17 protein-coding genes are annotated in these 22,244 nt (G+C 42.7%); 7 read left to right on the top strand and 10 right to left on the bottom strand.

The window, feature by feature from the left end; genetic code table 11:
• The first annotated feature begins 102 nt into the window (after positions 1 to 102).
• On the top strand, positions 103 to 303 hold the full coding sequence (locus tag K6V21_RS21110) for a winged helix-turn-helix domain-containing protein (protein ID WP_044267193.1): 201 nt from the start codon (positions 103 to 105) through the stop codon (positions 301 to 303).
• A gap of 96 nt (positions 304 to 399) precedes the next feature.
• Here the strand turns inward: K6V21_RS21110 and pdxH are convergent, their stop codons facing one another.
• Both pdxH and K6V21_RS21100 read right to left on the bottom strand, forming a co-directional pair.
• Complete coding sequence (pdxH, locus tag K6V21_RS21105) at positions 400 to 1,044, bottom strand: pyridoxamine 5'-phosphate oxidase (RefSeq protein WP_224319779.1); 645 nt, start codon at positions 1,042 to 1,044, stop codon at positions 400 to 402.
• Positions 1,045 to 1,091: 47 nt separating this feature from the next.
• The gene (locus K6V21_RS21100) at positions 1,092 to 2,027 is read right to left on the bottom strand and encodes a fimbrillin family protein (protein ID WP_217716453.1); all 936 of its coding nucleotides are present in this window, start codon (positions 2,025 to 2,027) and stop codon (positions 1,092 to 1,094) included.
• Positions 2,028 to 2,278: 251 nt separating this feature from the next.
• Between K6V21_RS21100 and lepA the strand changes: the two genes are divergently transcribed.
• From lepA to K6V21_RS21075, 5 genes are all read left to right on the top strand, one after another.
• Positions 2,279 to 4,060, top strand: coding sequence for a translation elongation factor 4 (gene lepA / locus K6V21_RS21095; protein ID WP_044267199.1), 1,782 nt, complete (start codon positions 2,279 to 2,281; stop codon positions 4,058 to 4,060).
• Positions 4,061 to 4,165: 105 nt separating this feature from the next.
• A complete protein-coding gene (locus K6V21_RS21090; RefSeq protein ID WP_224319778.1) occupies positions 4,166 to 5,335 on the top strand; it encodes a cation:proton antiporter in 1,170 nt (389 codons plus the stop codon).
• Positions 5,336 to 5,395: 60 nt separating this feature from the next.
• The gene (gene nhaA / locus K6V21_RS21085) at positions 5,396 to 6,715 is read left to right on the top strand and encodes a Na+/H+ antiporter NhaA (RefSeq protein ID WP_217716456.1); all 1,320 of its coding nucleotides are present in this window, start codon (positions 5,396 to 5,398) and stop codon (positions 6,713 to 6,715) included.
• A 168-nt stretch (positions 6,716 to 6,883) separates the two neighbouring features.
• Complete coding sequence (locus K6V21_RS21080) at positions 6,884 to 7,252, top strand: BlaI/MecI/CopY family transcriptional regulator (protein WP_007213754.1); 369 nt, start codon at positions 6,884 to 6,886, stop codon at positions 7,250 to 7,252.
• A gap of 32 nt (positions 7,253 to 7,284) precedes the next feature.
• Positions 7,285 to 8,976: a M56 family metallopeptidase gene (locus K6V21_RS21075; RefSeq protein ID WP_224319777.1), complete on the top strand. Its 1,692-nt coding sequence runs from the start codon at positions 7,285 to 7,287 to the stop codon at positions 8,974 to 8,976.
• 102 nt (positions 8,977 to 9,078) lie between these two features.
• Here the strand turns inward: K6V21_RS21075 and xpt are convergent, their stop codons facing one another.
• The 5 genes from xpt to K6V21_RS21050 are packed head-to-tail and all read right to left on the bottom strand — an operon-like array spanning position 9,079 to position 16,582.
• Positions 9,079 to 9,645 (bottom strand): xanthine phosphoribosyltransferase, encoded by a 567-nt coding sequence (gene xpt, locus K6V21_RS21070; protein ID WP_224319776.1) that lies wholly within the window; start codon positions 9,643 to 9,645, stop codon positions 9,079 to 9,081.
• A 26-nt stretch (positions 9,646 to 9,671) separates the two neighbouring features.
• Positions 9,672 to 11,021, bottom strand: coding sequence for a DNA recombination protein RmuC (gene rmuC, locus K6V21_RS21065; protein ID WP_224319775.1), 1,350 nt, complete (start codon positions 11,019 to 11,021; stop codon positions 9,672 to 9,674).
• Between the two features lie 2 nt (positions 11,022 to 11,023).
• Positions 11,024 to 11,878, bottom strand: a complete 855-nt coding sequence (gene map / locus K6V21_RS21060; protein WP_224319774.1) for a type I methionyl aminopeptidase — start codon at positions 11,876 to 11,878, stop codon at positions 11,024 to 11,026.
• A 44-nt stretch (positions 11,879 to 11,922) separates the two neighbouring features.
• Positions 11,923 to 15,342 (bottom strand): AAA family ATPase, encoded by a 3,420-nt coding sequence (locus tag K6V21_RS21055; protein ID WP_224319773.1) that lies wholly within the window; start codon positions 15,340 to 15,342, stop codon positions 11,923 to 11,925.
• Positions 15,343 to 15,364: 22 nt separating this feature from the next.
• Positions 15,365 to 16,582: an exonuclease SbcCD subunit D gene (locus K6V21_RS21050; RefSeq protein WP_224319772.1), complete on the bottom strand. Its 1,218-nt coding sequence runs from the start codon at positions 16,580 to 16,582 to the stop codon at positions 15,365 to 15,367.
• A 195-nt stretch (positions 16,583 to 16,777) separates the two neighbouring features.
• Between K6V21_RS21050 and K6V21_RS21045 the strand changes: the two genes are divergently transcribed.
• Positions 16,778 to 19,915 carry an ATP-binding protein gene (locus K6V21_RS21045; protein ID WP_408912623.1) on the top strand — a complete coding sequence of 1,046 codons (3,138 nt, stop codon included), beginning with the start codon at positions 16,778 to 16,780 and terminating at the stop codon, positions 19,913 to 19,915.
• Between the two features lie 69 nt (positions 19,916 to 19,984).
• Here K6V21_RS21045 and K6V21_RS21040 read toward each other — a convergent pair whose 3' ends face one another.
• The 3 genes from K6V21_RS21040 to K6V21_RS21030 form a co-directional block, all read right to left on the bottom strand.
• A complete protein-coding gene (locus K6V21_RS21040; protein WP_224319770.1) occupies positions 19,985 to 20,686 on the bottom strand; it encodes a Lin1244/Lin1753 domain-containing protein in 702 nt (233 codons plus the stop codon).
• 31 nt (positions 20,687 to 20,717) lie between these two features.
• Positions 20,718 to 21,080 (bottom strand): SH3 beta-barrel fold-containing protein, encoded by a 363-nt coding sequence (locus tag K6V21_RS21035; RefSeq protein ID WP_224319769.1) that lies wholly within the window; start codon positions 21,078 to 21,080, stop codon positions 20,718 to 20,720.
• Positions 21,081 to 21,260: 180 nt separating this feature from the next.
• Positions 21,261 to 21,563 (bottom strand): hypothetical protein, encoded by a 303-nt coding sequence (locus K6V21_RS21030; RefSeq protein ID WP_224319768.1) that lies wholly within the window; start codon positions 21,561 to 21,563, stop codon positions 21,261 to 21,263.
• Between the last annotated feature and the right edge of the window lie 681 nt (positions 21,564 to 22,244).

The raw sequence follows: 22,244 nt of genomic DNA, 5'->3' as shown, positions 1-22,244 counted from the left end.
TATATAACATAAATATAACTATCTTTGCCGCTGAAATAAAATCTGAACCTCACCAATGAGAGAATTTAGATTAAAGCATGTATAACTAAAAACAAAAGGAAAATGTTAAAAGAAAAAGCTGGTGAAACTGCAGGAAAAATTTGGAGTGCTCTGAATGAGACTGAAGGTTTAACTGCTAAACAAATCAAGAAAGCAACTAAGTTGGTAGACAAAGATTTGTTCTTGGGCCTTGGCTGGTTGTTGAGAGAAGACAAGATCTCTACTCAGGAAGTAGAAGGCGAACTGTTTGTTACGTTGGTTTAAGAGAGAGATTGACATTTATCTTATAAAAAGAAGCGTTGATACATTTATATGTTATCAACGCTTCTTTTTATGTTCCAGTCCATTGACAAGGGATGTTTAAGGAGCCAGTCTTTCCTGTTTCCAGCTACCATCTTCCTGGAGTATATATTGAATGCGGTCGTGCAGGCGGCTTTCCCGCCCCTGCCAGAATTCAAAGCGGGTAGGAGTTACGGCAAAACCACCCCAGTTGTCGGGACGTCGGATTTCATGTCCCGCCAGCTTGAAGACCTCTTTTACGAAAGCCCGCATAATCTCCATACGACTACTAATCACCCGGCTTTGCGGAGAAATTCTTGCACCTATCTTACTTTTATAGGGTCTGCTGGAAAAGTAAGTATCCGACACTTGGTCGAGGCATTTTTCGGCTTTACCTTCAATGTGTACCTGTCTTTCCAATTTGTGCCATACAAAAGAGAGGGAAATATATGGATTATCAGCCAATTGTTTTCCTTTTCGGCTTTCATAATTAGTAAAGAATATAAATTTGTTGTTTTCCACTCCTTTCAGCAAGACGGTGCGTGTAGAGGGATGTCCATAGGCCGAAACAGTTGCTACTATCATGGCGGTGGGCTCGTCCGCATTGTGGGCAATAGCATCATTCAACCATCCTTCGAATTGCTCAAAAGGATTGTCATTGATGGTGCATTGTGTCAATTTGCCTCTGGTATACTCTTTTCTGATCTCAGATATTTTAGTTTCCATATTTTCTACTTTGCTGTTGTATTTGGGGGATGCAAGAGTGATCTTTATTATTTCTGTGTCGGATAAAGCGGGTTACCGGATTCATCTACTTCGGTCCAGTCTTTGATACTGACATTAGGGAACGATACGGAATTTCCGTCTATAATGGCACTGAAGACGTACGAAAATCCTCCTGCCAGTTTGCCCGGAATGGGAATGCCTACGGTATAGGTACGTGGAGTCGTTTCTCCGTCTGCCAATATCTGTAGTGTCAAAGACATAGGATTGGTGGCTTTTGTCGGTAGAACGATGGCCTGCGTGAGAAAACCGTTTTTCCCCATAGTGAGCGGAGTAGTATCATAGGTGTAGGTGGATTCAATAATTCCAGTCTGTATATCGAGAGTGGCACCTGGTGTGGGTGGAAGTATACTTGCTGAAATCAGACTGTCCAGTTTTACACCGTCGCCGGCTGATAAGTCTACTACAACCTGAGTGGCTACATGCTGGAATACAATGGGCATGTGGATTTGTGAAGTTGTGACGTCTTGATCCAGATTTTCCCACCATAGATAGTCAATGCCATTCTTTAACGGAGCGGATATTCCATCTATCAGGTCTGGAGGATAAACGGATGAGTTTTCAGAAAACGCATACATATTATATGATCCGTTACTCAAATACATTTTGTAGCCTTTCAATCCGGTCAATACACCTGCGGAAGCGGTTGAATATAAACCTTCGGCAAAAGGGTCATCGAAATTCCTGTCTGTAGTTTCAAAGGCATAAATCTGACTTACCAGACCTTTAGGCATGGGCGACATGGATCTGGTTACTTTACGACTTTCGAGTGAAGCGGAAAAGGTGATGAGCGCATCTTCTTTCTCCGAAGGCTGACTGTTGTCGGATTCATTGTTTTCGGGCGATGAGCCATAAATGATTATCTCATTCTTGGAGCATCCGGCCAATAATAGGAGGGAACACGCAAAAATAATAAATTTTTTCATTTCAGTTATGCAGTTTAGGTTATTATGCATACATAACAGTGGAATGATAGAATAGTTTTAGGATATATAGACATTTACGACCTCGGATATTGAATAAATCACTTTCAAAACCTCATATTTTTCATTATCTTTGCGCCCGCAAAAGGAGGCGAGCCCGTTGCGAGATATTACCATTTTGTTTTGCGACTGTACTACGAGTTATTCAGCCTCATTTTGTAATATACTTATTTATAGATAGATAATTGTAGAAAATGAAGAATATACGTAACTTTTGCATTATTGCCCACATTGATCATGGTAAGTCTACTTTAGCTGACCGTCTGCTTGAATTTACCAACACCATACAGGTGACCGGAGGACAGATGTTGGATGATATGGATCTGGAAAAAGAGAGAGGTATCACCATTAAGAGCCATGCTATTCAGATGGAGTATACGTACAAAGGCGAAAAGTATGTTCTGAATCTGATTGATACTCCGGGACACGTAGACTTTTCGTATGAGGTTTCCCGTTCTATTGCTGCTTGTGAAGGTGCATTACTGATTGTAGATGCTTCGCAAGGTGTACAGGCGCAAACGATCTCCAATCTTTATATGGCAATTGAGCATGATCTGGAAATTATTCCGGTCATCAATAAGTGTGATATGGCGAGTGCCATGCCCGAAGAGGTGGAGGATGAAATCGTAGAGTTGCTTGGCTGCAAACGTAGTGAAATCATCCGTGCTTCCGGTAAGACTGGTATGGGCGTAGAAGAGATTCTGAGTGCGGTTATTGAGCGTATTCCCCATCCTAAAGGGGACGAGGAAGCACCGTTGCAGGCTTTGATCTTCGACTCCGTATTCAACTCTTTCCGTGGTATCATCGCTTACTTCAAAATTGTGAACGGGGTGATCCGTAAGGGAGATAAGGTGAAATTCTTCAATACCGGTAAAGAATATGATGCCGATGAAGTCGGTGTACTTAAGATGGAGATGGTGGCGCGTCAGGAACTGCGTACAGGTGATGTGGGATACATTATTTCCGGCATCAAAACTTCTAAAGAGGTAAAAGTGGGAGATACGATTACTCACATTGCCCGTCCGTGTAAAGAAGCTATCGCAGGTTTCGAGGAAGTGAAGCCGATGGTTTTTGCCGGTGTATATCCCATTGAAGCGGAAGACTTTGAAGACTTGCGTTCCTCTTTGGAAAAGCTGCAATTGAACGATGCATCATTGACTTTCCAGCCTGAATCTTCATTGGCGCTGGGCTTTGGATTCCGTTGCGGATTCCTGGGACTGTTGCACATGGAGATTGTGCAAGAACGCCTTGATCGTGAATTTGACATGAACGTGATAACTACTGTGCCGAACGTTTCTTATAATATATACGACAAACAAGGTCATATGACAGAGGTGCATAACCCCGGAAGTATGCCCGATCCTACTTTGATAGACCGCATTGAAGAGCCTTATATTCGTGCTTCCGTTATTACAACTACCGATTATATCGGTCCCATCATGACTTTGTGTTTGGGCAAACGCGGTGAACTGGTAAAGCAGGAATATATTTCGGGTAATCGTGTGGAAATCTATTATGATATGCCTTTGGGAGAAATTGTTATCGACTTTTATGATAAACTGAAAAGTATCTCGAAAGGATATGCCTCTTTTGATTATCACGCCAGTGGTTTCCGTCCATCCAAGTTAATAAAACTGGATATTTTGCTGAACGGCGAACCGGTGGACGCTCTTTCAACACTGACACATTTCGACAATGCGTATGATTTGGGACACCGCATGTGCGAGAAGCTGAAAGACCTGATTCCAAGACAGCAGTTTGATATTGCTATCCAAGCGGCTATCGGAGCTAAAATCATTTCTCGTGAGACGATTAAGGCGGTACGCAAAGACGTTACGGCAAAGTGTTACGGTGGTGACGTCAGTCGTAAGAGAAAGTTGCTGGAGAAGCAGAAAAAAGGAAAGAAACGTATGAAGCAGATTGGTAATGTTGAAGTGCCGCAGAAAGCGTTCCTTGCGGTGTTGAAATTAGATTAATATAAAAAAGCATAAAAGCTGATTCATATTAGTCCGGGGATTGTTCTCTTTCTGTAGGACTGTCTTGACAATCCCCTTTGTTTTGAAAATTCTAACTAATAATAAATGAGAAAAGTTCTATCGTTTTCGGCCTTCCTGGTGGTAGGTCTCTTTATAGCGCAATATCTGCCTGCATGGTCAGGAAGTGATTATGGTACGGTGAAAACTGTATCTAATGTGTTACTGTATATTTGTCTGGGATTCATTATGATTAATGTGGGACGTGAGTTTGAGGTGGACAAGTCCCGATGGCAAACGTACGCGAAAGATTATTTCGTTGCTATGGCTACGGCCGCCATGCCTTGGTTTCTGATTGCTATTTACTATATTTTTGTTTTACTTCCGCCGGAATACTGGAATAGTTGGGAGGCATGGAAAGAAAACTTGTTACTGAGTCGTTTTGCGGCTCCTACTTCCGCAGGTATATTATTCACAATGTTGGCTGCTATCGGACTAAAGTCCAGCTGGATCTACAAGAAGATTCAGGTGCTGGCCATCTTTGATGATTTGGATACCATCCTCTTAATGATTCCTTTGCAAATAATGATGATCGGACCTCGCTGGCAGTTGCTGGTAATTATCCTTATCGTCTTTTTGTTGCTTTCCTTCGGTTGGAAGAAATTGAGTAAATACAATATGCGGCAGGATTGGAAAGCCATTCTGTTTTATTCCGTTCTGGTGTTTGCCGCCACTCAATCGCTTTATCTTATTACAAAGAACTTATATGGAGAAGATGCCAGCATTCATATTGAGGTGTTGCTTCCGGCATTCGTTCTGGGTATGGTTATGAAACATAAGGATATTGATACAGTCTGGGAGCGTAAAGCTTCAACCGGAATTTCATTTATCTTCATGTTCCTGGTTGGTATGAGTATGCCTCCGCTTCAGGGAATCAGTCTCCCTGGCAATACGGGGGTGGCCTCTATAACCGGTTCTCAGGAAATGATGCCTTGGGCATTGATTATTGTACATGTGGTTATTGTATCGTTACTTTCCAATGTAGGTAAGTTGTTTCCGGTATTCTTCTACCGCGACCGTAAATTGAGCGAACGTCTGGCACTTTCCATTGGTATGTTTACTCGTGGTGAGGTAGGGGCAGGAGTTATTTTCATTGCGTTGGGTTACAACTTGGGTGGTCCGGCATTAGTAATTTCTGTACTTACTATTGTGCTAAATTTAATATTAACAGGTATATTTGTGCTTTGGGTTAAAAAATTAGCGTTAATGAGCTATTAGGAATAGCTCGTTAACGGTGTCGGGATATCCCTTTGGAAATCTAATACTTAAATCGAACATATGATTATTCTACGTACTGTGAAAAACTTTTCGGCACTGAATGTGGCAGCGAGTATTTTATTATTCCTGACTGCTATTCTGGCAGCTATTGTTGCCAATTCTTCATTAGCTCCTGTGTATCAGAGTTTCCTGTCGCAGGAGTTGCATTTGCGTATAGGTGATTTTAACTTGCTTTCGCATGGCGGTCATAATCTGACGATGATTGAATTTATCAATGACTGTCTGATGACAATTTTCTTTTTAGCCGTGGGACTAGAGATAAAACGCGAGTTACTGGTAGGAGAGTTATCCTCTTTCAGGAAAGCTATTCTGCCGTTCATTGCAGCATGTGGAGGAATGATATTTCCGGTTCTGGTTTATTCTTTTCTGGTAACTCCCGGTACTCCTGAAACGCAAGGCATGGCTATTCCTATGGCTACGGACATTGCCTTCTCATTGGGAGTGCTTAGTCTGCTGGGCAAGCGCGTACCGTTGAGTCTGAAGATTTTCCTGACTGCTTTTGCTGTGGTAGATGATATTGGTGGTATTCTGGTGATTGCCATTTTTTATAGCTCCGAGGTTGCTTACGGTTATTTGATTGTAGCTGCCATACTTTATGCATTCTTATATTATATGGGAAAGTTTGGTATGACACAGAAGATCTTCTTTCTTTTCTTTGGCATTATTATCTGGTATTTATTCCTGCAATCCGGCATCCACAGTACAATATCCGGTGTGATACTTGCATTTGTGATCCCCGCCCGTCCACGGCTGGATGCGGGTAAATATATCCGGCGTATCCGGGCTATTGTCAGCTCTTTCCCGGTGGTACAATCTGATAACATTGTATTGACAAACGAACAGATTGCCACATTGAAGCAAGTGGAGCGGGCTTCGGATCGTGTGATAAGTCCTTTACAATCTTTGGAGGATAACTTGCATGGAGCCGTGAATTTTGTCATTCTTCCTTTATTTGCTTTTGCCAATGCAGGAGTCGTTTTTAGCGGTGGCGGAGAAGTTATAGGAAATGTAGGTCTTGCTGTTGGCTTAGGTCTTCTTTTGGGTAAGTTTTTGGGAATTTATCTCTTCACCTGGCTGACTATTAAAAGCGGGCTTGCCCGTATGCCCGAAGGTATGAACTGGAAAAATATTGCAGGCGTGTCATTGCTGGGTGGCGTTGGATTTACGGTGTCATTGTTCATAGCCAACCTTTCTTTCTCCGGTGCTTATCCGGAACTGCTGAACCAAGCTAAATTCGGTGTGTTGTGTGGTACTATTATTGCCGGAATACTGGGATATGTGGTACTGAACCAGGTATTGCCAAAGAAAAAGAAAGCATAAATAAGATATTTCTTCTCTTTTTCTATATATAATAAGGTGTATTGACTATCTACTAATAATATTAGTTAAACTACTTCTTTTATTAGTTGAATAACTAATATTATTAGTTGTTTGTTTAAAACTAATTCCTATCTTTGCGTTGTTCACCCAAATAAACTTGAAAATATTATGAAACGATTGACTGCCAAAGAAGAGGAAATCATGCAAATGTTCTGGGAACATGGTCCGATGTTTGTTCGTGAATTGCTGGCTTTTTATGAAGAGCCGAAACCTCATTATAATACCGTATCTACCTTAGTTAGAGGATTAGAGGAAAAAGGCTTTGTGAAATACAAGGCCTATGGTAACACGTATCAGTACTATGCGGCTGTTTCCGATAAAGAATATAAGCGTTCTGCACTGAATGACGTAGTAGCCCAATACTATAATAACTCTTATACCAATGTTGTATCTACATTTATTGAAGAAGAAGGTATGTCGGTAGACGAGTTAAAAGCGTTGATAGCAGAGATCGAAAGTAAAAAGTCGAACAGATAGAAATAGAGTTATACCCGGCAAATAAATAGATCATGGGAACTATATTGTTTTATATATTTGAGTCTACCTTATGCCTGACAATCCTGTACTTTCTGTTCAGATTGTTTTTCAGGAAAGATACGCTGTTCCGTACGAACCGCTTTTTGTTGCTGGCGGGAACGATGGCATGTACGTTACTTCCATTGCTGCAAATAGATGTTCCTCAATATACAACTTTGCAGTTGCCAATAACTACTGTAAGACATTTATTGACTGAGAAGGAAGTAAATGTTCAAAGAGAAAGAGGAACGGGTGAAAAATATTTGTCTGAAGAAGCAAGTCTTTTGATGGCAGAGAAAGGGGAGGGGATAGAGGGAGATCGTGCGAATGTGATTCATACTATTCCTGTGGTCTGGCTGTTGGGCGGTTGTTATTTTATCGGGGCTTTGATAGTGCTTGCTTTCCTCTTGCTTTCTACCATCCGTATGCGCCGGCTTATCCGGAGCTATCCTGCCTGTAATTACGGGAAATATAAGCTGGTCATCTGTCCGGAGAAGATGGTCTCTTTCAGTTGGGGGCATACAATTGTCCTGTCACAGGAGGATTACGAACGGAATCCCGGAGAAATCCTGTTGCATGAGCAAATGCACCTGCAACATAGGCATACATTGGATTTACTTTGGATGGAATGTATCGTTATATTCCATTGGTTCAATCCTGCCGCATGGCTCCTGATGCGTGAACTTCGTGAAGTGCATGAATATGAAGCCGATAATGGCGTTATTAATAGTGGCATCGATGCAACAGAATATCAACTCTTGCTGGTAAAAAAGTCCGTGGGCACAAGGCTCTACTCTATGGCTTGCGGGTTCAATCACAGCAAACTTAAAAATCGTATCACAATGATGTTAAAAAGAAGAACAAACAATTGGGCACACTTGAAGCTGTTGCTTTTTGTGCCCGTAGCTACCGGAGCGCTTTATGCTTTTGCGCAACCGGAAGTGAAGAAAACAATGGAGCAGGCGATAAACACGCCTGTGAGTGTGAAACAAAATTCAGTTCAGGAGAGCGAATTGCAACAATTGGAGGCATTCTTCGAGCGCAAGGCAAAAGATGCTGTGGGTGGAAAGAAGGAGTATCGGATTGAGAAACCGACAGGAACTTTTTATAGTTTCTTCGTGAACATGAATAATAAGATGATGCTGAATCAGGAATTGATTAAAGAATATGATGTGGAAACCTTATCAGTCCGCCTTAAGGATATCTTGAGGAAAGAGTATCAGAAGGTTACGAATACGGATAAAAGACTGATTTCCGGTTTATTTGTAAGGTACGACCGTGGTTCGTCATCCACCGCTATCACTTCTTATCTGCGCACCATAAAAGAGGCTTATCTACAAGTTCGTGGAGAAATTTCCGGAGAATTGGGTGGAGTTTCCGAAGCTCGTTTAGATAGTTTGCTTCCTATATTCGTTTCTTTTGGAGAGCCTAAGATTTACAGTTCTAAATATAAGACAGCTTCGGATGTACTTTTACCTATAGAAGTATCTTTGTATCCGAAAGGAGGTACAAGCTCAGTGATAAAGAATCCTTCCCTTCAGGAATTGGAATTGAAGCTAAAGGATTACCAAACGATTGCCAACAGCGATGGATTATCAGTGGGACTGAAGTTTGATAAAGATGTTACTATGGGAATCGTGGAAGATGTGAAAGAAATTATTCGGACAACTTTATCCCATAAATAATGCTTTACTGAATAAAAACATATACTCGGATTATAACTTACAGCCGGCTTGTTAATGAATCAACAAGCCGGCTGTAAGTTTATAGATGTACGATAAATACTTTTATCTGATTTTAATTTCGCAATTGTCAAGGCTCTCAATAATCGCCAGAGACTCCACATGAATACCTTGCTCACGAAGTTCGTCACCTCCATGCTGAAAGGCTTTTTCTATGATGAAGCCCATGCCCTCCAGTTCGGCTCCGGCCTGTTTCACAAGTTCCATGATGCCTTTGGCTGCATTTCCGTTAGCCAGGAAATCATCGATGAAAAGTATCCGGTCACCCGGACGGAGAAAGTCTTTACTCACACATACATCATAAGAGCGTTGCTTGGTGAAAGAATAGACAGAAGTAACCAGCATGTTCTCCATAGTGCTCGGCTTTTTCTTTTTTGCGAAGACTACGGGTAATTCCAATAAATAACCTACCATAATGGCGGGAGCGATACCGCTGGCTTCTACCGTGATAATTTTGTTGATTGGGATAGAGGCAAAACGTCTGACGAACTCCACACCGATGGATTTCATCAGGATAGGGTCCATCTGGTGGTTGATGAAGTTATCTACTTTCAGTATACCTCCGGGGTAGCATCTTCCATCTTTCAGGATACGGTCTTTTAGGATTTTCATGTTTTATATATCTTAATTTGGATTGTCTATTTGTTCTGTTCGTTTTCTTCCTCCTCCGTTTCCTCTTCTTTGGGCAGCAGTCTTGCTGATATTCGCTTTTTAGGAGTCAGACTCATATTACGCAGCAGTTCGGCCTGTCTTACCACACTGCCGTTGCCATCCGAAAGTTGGTTGTAAGCCTTGTCATAATCTCTTTGCAATCCACTCAGATTGTCACCGATGCGCAGGAATGTATCTGTAAATCCGGCAATCTTTTCGTAAAGCAATGTACCTCGTTTGATAATATCCTGCACATTCTTCACTTGATTTTCCCGTTTCCAAAGATCGAGGGAAAGGCGGAGCGCACTGATCAGATTGGTAGGACTCATCAATACCACCTTTTTATTATAGGCGTATTCCCATAGACTGGTATCCGCTTTGATAGCTGTCAGGTAGGCAGCTTCGGTAGGGATAAACATCATTACAAAGTCCGGTGCTTTTGCATCATAATGCGAATAATCCTTCTGGCTGAGTTCATCCACATGCGCTCGTACCGATTGCAGATGTGCTTTCAGCCAGCGAGCCTCTTCCTCTTTGTTTTCGGCGGAATTGTAGGCGGCATAGGCAGTCAGGGATACCTTGGAGTCGATAATCATTTCCCGCTCATCCGGGTACCTGACAATAATATCCGGCTGCATTCTCTGGCCGCTTTCTTCGTTGGTCAGCATTTCACCCTGTTCGTTTTTCAGGAATTCCTGGCGGAAGTAATGTTCGCCTTCTATCAGGCCGGAAGCTTGCAGCAGTCGCTCCAGTATCATTTCCCCCCAGTTGCCCTGTATCTTGGAATCACCTTTTAGCGCACGGGTCAGGTTGTTGGCATCTTCGCTGATCCGGTTGTTCAGTTCTACCAAATCTTTGATGCGTTCTTCCAGTGAGAAACGTTGTTTCGACTCTTTGTCATATACTTGTTCTACCTTTTCCCGGAAATCTTTCAGGTTTTCCCCCAGTGGGCGGAGTAAATTGCTGAGATGCTCCGAATTCAGCTTGGTGAAGTCTTCTGTCTTGCTTTTGAAAATGCGGTTGGAGAGATTCTCAAACTCCGTGCTCATGCGTTTGTGCAAGGCTTCCGCTTCTTCAGTTTGCAATTTCAGACGTTCTTCCCATTGCTTCTGCAGCTCCGCCAGTCTCAGATTGAAAGATTTCTCCTGCTCCGCCAGGCGCTCGGCTGTGATGGTTTTCTCACGTGCAATCCGTTCTTCTACCGTACGATTCAGCAGCTCTTCCCGTTCGCGGGTGGCTTGCAGTTGTGCGGATAACGCGGCACTTTTTCGTCCGGCTATCAGATACCCTACGCCGACACCTACTATAAGACCGATAATTAGAAAAACAATATCCATGCTTATTCAGTCAATATCTCGTTGCCGTTTTCGGTAATCAGAAGCATACTTTCCCATTGTGCCGAGGGCAGTCCGTCGTCTGTGCAGACGGTCCATCCGTCGGCTTCATCAATGAAGACTTCGTAAGTTCCCATATTGATCATCGGTTCGATGGTGAATGTCATTCCCGGAACGATAAGCATACCTGTACCGCGCTTGCCGAAGTGCTCAACGTCCGGTTCTTCATGGAACTTGATTCCTACGCCGTGTCCGCACAGGTCGCGTACTACACTGTATCCGTTCTTCTCCGCATATTCCTGAATGGCTGCACCGATGTCTCCAAGCCGTGCCCACGGTTGTGCTGTCTGTACGCCTATGTCACGGCATTCCTTTGCCACCTGTACCAGACGTTGCATTTCCGGCTTCACTTCTCCAATCATATACATTCGTGACGCATCCGAGAAATATCCTTTATAAATAGTGGAAACGTCCACATTCACAATATCTCCGCTGCGCAGGAACTCTTTCGTGCTTGGGATGCCATGACATACCACGTCATTGATACTTGTACATACACTTTTGGGGAAACCTTCGTACATGAAAGGGGCAGGTATTGCATCATGATCCGTTGTAAATTCATAGACCATGTGGTCAATTTCCGCAGTGGACATTCCTTCGTGGATGTTTGCAGAAATGTAATCCAGCAGTGCGGTGTTGATTTTGGCACTTTCGCGGATACCCGCCAGTTGTTCTTCGGTGCGCAATAAGTGGCGCGACGGTAGTTTATAACCTTCCTTTTTATAGTGTTGAATCTTCGCTTCTACTTCGTCGGAATAGTTTTTAGGAGCAAACCGGACTCCTTTTATGAACTTCTTCATTGTCTTTTTCTATTAATAGTTGCTACAAAAGTACACAATAATATTCATAGTGTCCTCACTGTTGTGATTTCACTTCTCGAATTATCAATTCGCTTCACCTGTATCTGGGTCTTGATCCGCTCGCGCAGTCCTTCTACATGGCTGATGATACCCACTTTCTTGCCGCCCATCTGGTGCAGTTTCTCCAGTGTGTCCATTACTGTGTTCAGATAATCACTGCTCAGGGTTCCGAATCCTTCATCAATGAACAATGTATCTACAGACAGGCTATGCCGGCTGAGTGAAGACAAACCGAGTGCCAATGACAAAGAAACCAGGAAACTTTCTCCACCGGACAGTGTACAGGCCGGACGCGCCGCACCTCCTTGATATAAATCGCGCAACAGAATGGTGAGTGAACCTGCCTGACATTCCAACTCGTAACGTTCGGTCAGGCGTTGCAGGTAGAAGTTTGCTCCATTGAGCAATTCTTTCAGTACGAAGCTCTGAGCAATGTTTCGGAAACTCGTTCCTTTCTCGTCACCAAAGTGATGGCAAAGGCGATCCCATTTCAGATAAACCTCCCGTAATTCGTCTGCACGTTTCTTCTCATCTTTTATCCGGGCAATGTTTTTCGCATTCTCTTCCAATTGGATTTTCAGTCGTAAGAGGGTCTGACTGCCTGCTGTGATCTTTTCATCCAAAGCAGTGATAAGACTATCCAGGCTTTCGAGGGTTTCTTCTTCCTCCATTTCCGGCTTCTTACTTTGGTGTTCTTCCAGTTGTACGGTTGTAAGTCTGAAGGCTGTCTGTGCTGCCACTTCTTCTTCTCTAAGCCTCTGCTGTCCGCTACGTAGAGATTCTATTTGCTCGTTGGAGTAGGAGGAAAGAGCGATGAGGCGTGCTTCGTCCATATCCGGGTGTGTGGTATAGAATGCTGTCAGGCTGGTTTGTAGCTCATCGAGATTCTTCCGGACAGACAGGATGTTCTGTTTCAATCCGCCGACTTCAGAATTCAGCGTATTCCACGCCATTCCCAGATTCTTGATTTCCATTTTTTCCTTTGCCGGAAGATCCCTCCATTCGGGGAAAGCTGTGCAGATCAGTTCTTGTGTGGCGGATATGCTGCTCAGTTCTTTATCGATGAGGGCGATGGCAGCTTTTAATTCCGCCTGTCTGTTCTGTGCAAGTTTATAATGCTCTGCGGATTTCTGTAGGCGTTCGATAAAAGCGGTAGGGGAGGTCTGCCACTCCGTTTGCCAACCTTCCCAAAGAATCAGTGGGCTGACGCGTTCCAGCGTAGTACGAACAATATCTTTTTCACTTTCCGCCAGTGAATGTTTATTGGTGATATCGTTTTTCAGCTTCGTCAGATTCTTGTCGGCGGTGTCCAATGCATTCCGGGCGGCTTCCACTGCTTTCTGGTGATTATCCTTCAGATGTTGCAGCCGGGAAATATGGTTGGAGAGGGTTTGTACTTCATTTAGTTTGGCATTGACATTCTCCAGATTCAGTTTATTCTCCTGAAATAACTTTTCCAGTATTTCTTTGGTATTGTCGGAGATGCTTGGAATAGAACACCGACCGCATTTCTCTTCTGCTTCTGTTCGGGCAAGATCATGACCTTTTCGGGTCTTTTCTGTTGCCAGGCGGCTGTTCGCTATCATATTCTCGTAAGTTTTGACCTCTGCCCGGTTGCTGTTTAATGCTTGTTCCGCTTCCTTGTATTCTTTCTCTTTTGCTTCCAGCGACTGCCGGATAGGGGCAAGCATCGACTGAAAATCTTCGTCCTTGCTGAGCACCTCTATCTTCTGGCCGCATACCGGACACATATCTCCTATGGACAGACGGGCACGGGCTTCTTTGGCCCATTCCTCCACAGCTTCTTTTTGTTTGTCATAAAGCTCTTTGAGCTCATCGTACGCTTTCTTCTGAGTGTCGAATTCGTTTTTAAGTTTCTCGTTCCGGTTTTTGCCGGCTTGCAGATTGGTTTCCAGTGATTTCTCGTTTTCCTCTGCTGTGGCCAAAGCCGCCTTTTTATCTTCCAGTACTATCAGGGCATTTTGAGCTTTCTGCAAATTCTCTTTGATAGTCTCCAATGTGCTTTTCTTTTCTTGCAAGGCACTCCGGTTCATGGAATCAAGCTGTGCGTTCAGTTGGTTTATTTCCTGTTGCTTGATCTGATTCTCTTTGCTTTTCAGATTGAAGTCATTCTCCTTATTTGTGCGTTCTTGCTCTTGGGCAGGTTGCTGCCGGACCAATTCCACTATCTGTTTTTCGTAAATGGAGATACGGGAATGTGAGGAGAGCACGGCATTCAAATCGGTGACGATAGACTGGCTCTGCTCGAACATGGGCAGGAACGGTGCATGGGTTTGCAGATATTCTTCGGCAAGAATTAGTTTTGCCTGTTGCTCTTTCATATTCTCCTTCAGCCAAACGCAGCCACTGCTGAGGCGGATGAAATTCTGCTTCAAGCTTTCGGTTTGTTTGGCATTGATTTCTTGTTGCCACTGCTGTTGTTTGAAAGAGGAGAGCCAATTGCGGGCATCCGCAGTGTGATTCCAATCCTTTATCAGTAGTTCTTTCTGCCGGAAGTCATCCGATTGTAACTGTTCTTTCTTCACTTCCCAGATTCTCTGTTGACTTTCTTGAGTAAGGGTGAGTTCAGTATTTCTTTTCAGCCAGTCACGTTTCAGTGCTGCTATGTTCTTTTGCCCGGTATTTCCGTTGATCTCGGTACTTAACGCAGCCATTGTTTCGTTAATTCCGGCCATTTCTTCTTCAGTCAGCACATGGATTCCTTCCAGTTTCCGGTTCTGATTCTCATAGTCTACACGTTTTTCTTTCGTTATGGCATAAATTCCTGCACCTATTTCAGAATAAATTCCGGTACCTGTCAGTTTCTCCAGAATGTCCGATTTCTCACTTTCTTTGCTCTGAAGAAACTTAGTGAAATCTCCTTGAGCCAATAGGGTGGTGCGGCAGAATTGCTCGAAGTTCAACCCTACGGCTTCTTGTATTTCCGCTTTGATTTCGTTTCTCTTGGTGAGCTGGAGGTTGGTTTTGCAATTCTCCAACGTCCATTTAGTGTCCTGAATGGCACCGGATGCTTTCCGATGTGCGCGGGCTACGTACCATTTGGCGATGTAAGGTATTTCGTTTGATCCGATAAATTCCAGTTCAGTCCAAGCTTCACTGGTATTTCGTCGCATCAGTTGGCGGCTGTCGTTTATAGCCACATCTTCCTTTTTAGAAGAAAACGTTTGCCCTACATCCCGGTACTTTTCATTTGCTGTGCGTTCCATGCGGGGCGTTTCATTATAGAGTGCCAGGCAAATGGCATCGAGTAATGTTGTTTTGCCGGCGCCTGTTTCACCACAGATCAGGAACAGGGATTCTTCACTTAAGGGGCCGTTCTCAAAATCAATGACGGCATCTTCTATCGAGGCCAAATTCTTTATAGTCAGTTTTTGAAGTTTCATAGTTCACCACAGATTACACGGATTAGCGCAGATTATTCTTTTCTCTCACTTTTTGTACGACACTGCTCATCAGTTCACAGAGTTCCTCGTCCATCTCTTCTCCTTCTGTCTCCTGATAATAAAGTCTGGCTATTTCCAGCGGAGACATTTCCTGCATTTCCTGAATGGAGATGTGCCGGGCTATGTAGTCTGAAGTTTGTTTTTCACGGTTGGGCTTGATATAGCAGTATTTACAGCTTTTTCCTCTTACGGCATTCGATGCCCGTTCATTGCAGTCGGGTGCCAGATAATCTTTTATCAGAATATTCAGGCGGATATAAGCCGGTTTATCGTCCGGATATTCTTCCAGTAATTTTATGGCTTCCTCAAAGACTACCGGTTCCTTGGGGAGGGTGACGAGTGGTATTGGATTTTCTATTTCTATTGTCCTTATCTGTGGCTCTTCCCGTCCTTTCATTTCGACGATAGATACGGAGTGCGGATAAACTTCGTCGAAACTGACGGGTAGGGGGGTACCGCAATAGCGTGCATGCCATCCGTTTCCTTTGATGTTCTGCGGACAATGAATGTGTCCGAGTGCCAGATAATCGTATCCTTCGCCCATGGAACTGATGGGGACGTATTCTATTCCACCCACGGTTTCGTCATGCCCCGTCCGGTCGCTGCCTTCTATGGAGAGGTGTGCCATTAATACAACGGGCAATCCTCCCGTGTTCATTTTTCCTACTTCGTCCAGCAATGCCTGGAAGAAGCGTGCTTGCCGTTCTTCGCGTGGCGTTTCAGTGTCCAGCATCGGGAAATTCTGTGGATAGACGTGGGGGACGGCAATGATATATCCTTTCAGTATTGTTTCTTTGTCTCTTACTTCTACGATATGTTTTTCCAGATTCACCTCTTCCCGGGTGCGTTCGATGTTTCCCACGACTTTCACACCAAAATGGTTCCATAGACTGCTGTCTATTTCCAGTTTAGAACTGCTGTCGTGGTTTCCGGCAGTTACCACAATCGTCATTCCGGGACATGCCCTGTGAATTTCGAGCATACCATCCGTGTACATCTTTTGTGTGGCTGCCGATGGGGTGGAGTAGTGATAGATGTCTCCGCTCACTACCATTGCATCCGGCATTTCTTCTGCTACGATGCGGGTTAGTTGTTGCAAAAATGCTTGTTGCTCGTGGCTACGGTCATAGTTATATAATGTATGTCCCAGGTGCCAGTCGCTGGTATGAAGTATTTTCATTGATTTTATTGTTTTATGCTTTCAAAAGTACGCAGAATATGGAAGATACGCAATCCTCTTTAAAAATCTCTTTTCCAAAAACTGGGAATTCTCTGATTTTTAATTAGTTTTGCAGTCTAATTTCTCTATGATGTAGACCTTTTGTTCCTTGTGTGGTAAAGAATGGGTACACTTGTAGACTAAACTGTAATTTAGATGAAATATTTGCAAATAATAATCAGAGTGTTTATTATATTAGTTGTTTTTCTTTTAAATGCTGTTAATGTATTTGGCGAAATCTCTTCAGCATTTAAACCGGGAAGTGAAGATAGAATATTGATTCTCAACGCATACAGTGGATCTTCTCGGTGGAGTAACGACTTCATTATCCCTATTTATAATTCTTATCAGCATAAAAACTCTCCTTATGTAGTGGATGTGGAGCACATGGGCAGTCAATTTATGCATTTACAAAATGCAGAAGAATTATTGGAATATGAAGAAAGTCTCTTTGGAAAATATGCAGACAATCCTCCAAAACTCCTGATTCTTTTAGGTAGTGCTTCCTGGGGCTTGCTGAGAGATGATATAGAAAAACAATGGAAAGATGTCCCTGTGATTCTTTGTACGGAGATGGATTACGTCGGTCCGCAAGAGGCTTATCTGGAGAGGCGCGCCATTCCGGTAGAAGAGAGAACTCCCTTGAAAGATTATAAAGGAGATTTGTCGCTGACTGTATTCTATGTACCTGCGTATCTCAAAGAAACAATTTCGCTGATGCAGGATTTGATGCCTGAAATGGATGAGTTGATATTTCTGTCGGATGCCCGGTATATAAGTGCCCAATTCCGTTCGGATTTAAAAGAGATTGTGAGCAAGGACTTTCCCGAACTTGAAATAAAGGATTATGTTGCCGGTGTAATGACTACCGATGCATTGGCGGATTCATTGAGCCATGCAGAGGCAAACAGCGGAGTTCTCTTTTGCTCATGGTATCAGGATACTCAAAAAGGGAATGTCGTATTAACCAATAATATTTCCAGAATTCTGAGCTATTATTCCTCTTCACCTATCTTCTCATTAGATAATACCGGATTGCAGCGGAACGGTCTGGTAGGCGGCTATTTCTTTGATGAAAAAACTGTTGGAAGAAAAGTGATTGAGATCACCAACGGTGTTTTATCCGGTGTCAACGAGAAAGGAGCCCGTATCGTAGACTGTGGTATGCCTACTCCCATGTTCAACTATTACGACCTTATGGAAGCTGGATTATCGCCTGGTTTGTGTCCTCCTAATTCAGTCTTTTATATGATGCCGCCCTCTTTCTGGGAACAACATAAATATAGCGTTATAATTGCCATTGTAGTCATCATGCTCTTGTTTATGTGGCTGCGGATGGGGTGGCTGTCCAGAGCAAGAAAAAAGCAGGAAGAACAGATCAGACTGATGACCAGTTATCACAGTTTGTTTGAGAATATGCCTATCGTTTATTTGAAACAGAAACTGATTTACGACTCTGCGGGAAAGATTGTGGACTATATCACTGTGGAAGCCAATCCACGTTTTGAGAAATACTTCAAATCCATGGGTGAGGTCATCGGCAAAAAAGGAAGTGAGGCGGATCCGAAAGGTTTTGAAAGGATGTGCCACCTCTATAGCATGGTTACTTCCACTCAAAAGGAACTTTCTTATCAATACTATTACGAAAATATAGGTAATTATTTCAATGTTATTCTGACGCCCTCCAAGCATAAGGGATTCATTGATGTTTTCTGCGTAGACAATACCGAACTGGCCGAGACACAACAGATGTTGCGTTCCGCTAATCACAAATTGTCAATGTCGTTGGATGTGGCGAATATCGTTCCCTGGAAATGGGATCTGGAGAAGGGTACCATGCTCTGTGATGTGAACCGTCCGGTGGAGCTTAGCCATGACGATAGCATGATGAACGAAGATCAGCTTTCTGTGCCCGATTACCAATATTTTGCCAAAATCTGTAAGGAAGATAGGGAACGGGTAAAGAAAGCCTATAAGGAACTGACGGAAGGTAATGTTTCTAAAATTAAGGAAGAATATCGTGTGATAGTCCGCAAGAATGGAGTGGCGCGCTATGAATGGGTTGAGGCTCAGGCCACGGTTGATAAGCGGGATGAAAAGGGCAATCCGATTACTTTGATCGGTTCTTCTCTCGTGATCACCGGGCGAAAGAAAATGGAAGAAGATCTGATTACGGCAAAAGAAAAAGCGGAAGAATCCAATCGTCTTAAATCTGCTTTCCTGGCGAATATGAGCCATGAAATACGTACTCCGCTCAATGCTATTGTCGGTTTTTCCAGTATTCTGGCGGATGCGGAAGAGCCGGAAGAAAAAGAAGAATACATCAATATTATCGAGAACAATAATACCCTGTTGTTGCAACTCGTAGGAGATATTTTGGATCTTTCCAAGATTGAGTCCGGAACACTTGAGTTTGTCTATTCTGATATAGATTTGAATGCCTTGTTTCAGGAGTTGGAAGAATCCGCCCGGCTCCGCCAGAAAAATGATGCGGTTGTCATTCGATATCTGCCGGAAATGCCGGATTGTTTTGTAAACATTGAGAAGAACAGGTTGACACAAGTGGTAACCAATATGATGAATAACGCTATGAAGTTTACCCCCAGTGGAAGCATCACTTTTGGTTATCATCTGAAAAATACCGATTTTCTCTATTTCTATATCACGGATACGGGATATGGAATTGAAAAAGACAAGAAAGATACTGTGTTCGGTCGTTTTGTAAAGCTTGATTCGTTCTCGCAGGGCACAGGACTGGGACTCTCTATTTGCCAAAGTATTGTAGAGAATCTGGGTGGTGAGATTGGTGTGGAATCGGAACCCGGCAAGGGCTCTACTTTCTGGTTTACTCTTCCTTATCGTCCCGTTGAGCTCAAATCAGTAAGGGAGCAGAAGGAACATCGGTTGAATAAAGTGGAGAGTAAACTCACAGTTCTGATAGCTGAGGATAATGAGAGTAATTTCCTGCTGTTCGAATCTATCCTGAAGCGTCAGTACAACATTCTCCATGCCTGGGATGGGGAAGAGGCGGTGGAGCTATTCAAGCAATACAACCCCCATCTGATATTGATGGATATTAATATGCCTAAAAAGACCGGTTACGAAGCTACACAGCTTATACGCGAAATGTCGCCGACGGTTCCGATTATGGCAGTGACAGCTTATGTCTATGCCGAAGATGAAGAACGCATTCTGAACAGTGGTTTTGATGCGTACACTTCTAAACCTATCAATGCGCAGAAGCTGCAAAGCGATATTGTGGACTTGCTTAAGAAGCAGCTGATATTTATGTAGGATGATCAGGGGGAGGTATGTTATAATTAGCTTATACTTGCAAAGTATAAGCTAATTATGATCATCTACTTAATTTTGCAACAGCTTCAGAATATATTTTCCAGGCATCACAATCCTTGCTTTCATCTGTGGCGAATTGTTGATGTCATAGATGATTTTCCATATTTTGCCTCCCAGTCTTCCAAAGTCGGTCAGTCTGAGAATGGCATTTTTCTCTTTTAAGGATGTCACTTTTTGCCGTTCCAGTTCTTCTATCAATCCTCCGTAGTTGTGTGTCTGCTTGTTGAGCGCATACTCCGGTGGAACAAGAAGAATCTCCTCATTTTTCCTCGTGTCTCCCTGGGGAGATATAGAGGGGATTGTTTCATTCTCTTTATTTTCTTTGTTTATAGCTAAAGCGTTGCTTGCCTTGGCATCTCTGATTTTCTGTTGGTTAGCCAACCCTCCACGACGGCCTGACTCTCTTTTTGCGTCCTGTTGGGCATCCCATGGTTTCATGCGCAGTGTGAGTCCGGGCGATGAAAAGCTTGTGCCGTTTATCTCGAAGAGTGCATAGTCGTATATGATCCGCTTCAGGGTGGTTACCATAACTCTCATTTTCTGTGCCAGTATGGGCAATACTCTTAAGTCTGCCTTATATCCGTCCTGTAATCTTAGAAATTCCAACAGCATCCAGTAGATGCCATATCCTTTCATTCCTTCTTTCTGTATCATCATCATTATTTTAAAATTATTGCCTGCATTGGCATCATGTAATAGATATGAGTCCATAATTCTTCATTCTTAATTTTTCGTTCTTCATTTAAATCATCGGTCTCCATTCCAGGAAGTTCTCAATCTGGAACGTTCTCCATCCCTGTTGCTCTATATCCCAGTACACTACATGGTTCTGAATACGCCCGATGTCGTATTTGCGGTGGAAATCGGCTTCGTAATGTATCAGTGTTCCTCTTCCCATGTAAAAATCTCCATTTTGTTTTCGATAGGCTATCAATGCACATCCGTATGGCATGTATTCTGTCAGCAATAGTATTCGTTTTGTCATCCATGCGATGGTTCCATCTGATAAATCAGTTTCCTGCCTGATCAGTTTCTTCCATAGATTTTCTACTCTTTCGCTTTTCGTTACATGATTCGATTGGTGCCCCAACGTTTGTTTCTTCATTTTAATGAATTTAGTAGTTTATAAATGATTAATAATCAATCTTCTGCGATGGCTACACCCTTTGCTCCGGATGGCTACACCCTTTTGTGGTTAGGGCTACACCATCCGGGTGAAAGGGTATAGCCCTACCACATTCAGATTGACGGGGGCAAAGTTATGCCCTTTCTTTGGAGTAAACTATCAATGATTTATTCTTACATCATATCCGTATGCGTCTATGTGTTCGGCATCTTCCTTTTGTATCACTGCCCACACCTTATCAATCTCCGTAACTAGACTGCTGTACTTAAGAGGTTTACGCTCTCCTTTCTCGCATTCCACTATTCCCAAATCGTATATCCATTTAGTTAAATCGGTGATTGTTTTGATTCCCATGTGTTCAAATCCACCTAATTTAAAGTGTCTCAGATAACCTATATAAAGATGGGTATTATCGCCGTAATATACCCGAAGAGGTAATAAACTTTCATCTATAATACTCACTTTGTTTTGTTTTTTACTTTTGCCTTTTCTCTGATTTCCAGATTTGTATGATTTACTTCTCTGCTGATTCTTGTTCAGCTTTTTGCTTTTTTAATTTCTGTCATGGTTTTAATGATTATATACCCGTTAATTGATATTAACATGGTTAAAAATTGCGAAAGTATAAAATTAACTTGAATAACAGATGATTATGGGGAGAAAATATGATAAAATAAGTTTTAAAATGAAGATAATTAGTTGAAAAACAGTATGTTATTTGTGCTTTTTATAGGTGTCCAAAAAACGTTCGTTTAATGTGCGCAAAGATATAGGTGTTTTTTTGAATGACAAAATGTTTGATAAAAAATCTTTTTCTAATCAGGTATAAATTATCCTAACTATTTGATTATAAGCGATAAAAAAGTTCTGAAAATATTAGTTAATATCTATTCATTTTATTCTCATTTCTTTCTTTCGAATTTTCTAAATCTTGACGCACATTAAACGAACGATAAAAAGACGCTTTTTGTCTGTAATTAGTTCGTTTATAGCTCTTTACCTGCAAGATAATTGAGGTGATGAACAGCTACGAAAAAACAATTGGCAAGAGGAACACAAAACTTGCCGTATCTTACATAAAGTGTTCGCAAGTGATTGAAACTCAAGTGTATGCGAGGGTGTCAAAGCCCCGAAGGAACACCC

It is taken from the genome of Bacteroides cellulosilyticus, assembly GCF_020091405.1.
GTDB lineage: Bacteria > Bacteroidota > Bacteroidia > Bacteroidales > Bacteroidaceae > Bacteroides.
This window is presented reverse-complemented; position numbering and strand designations above follow the sequence as displayed.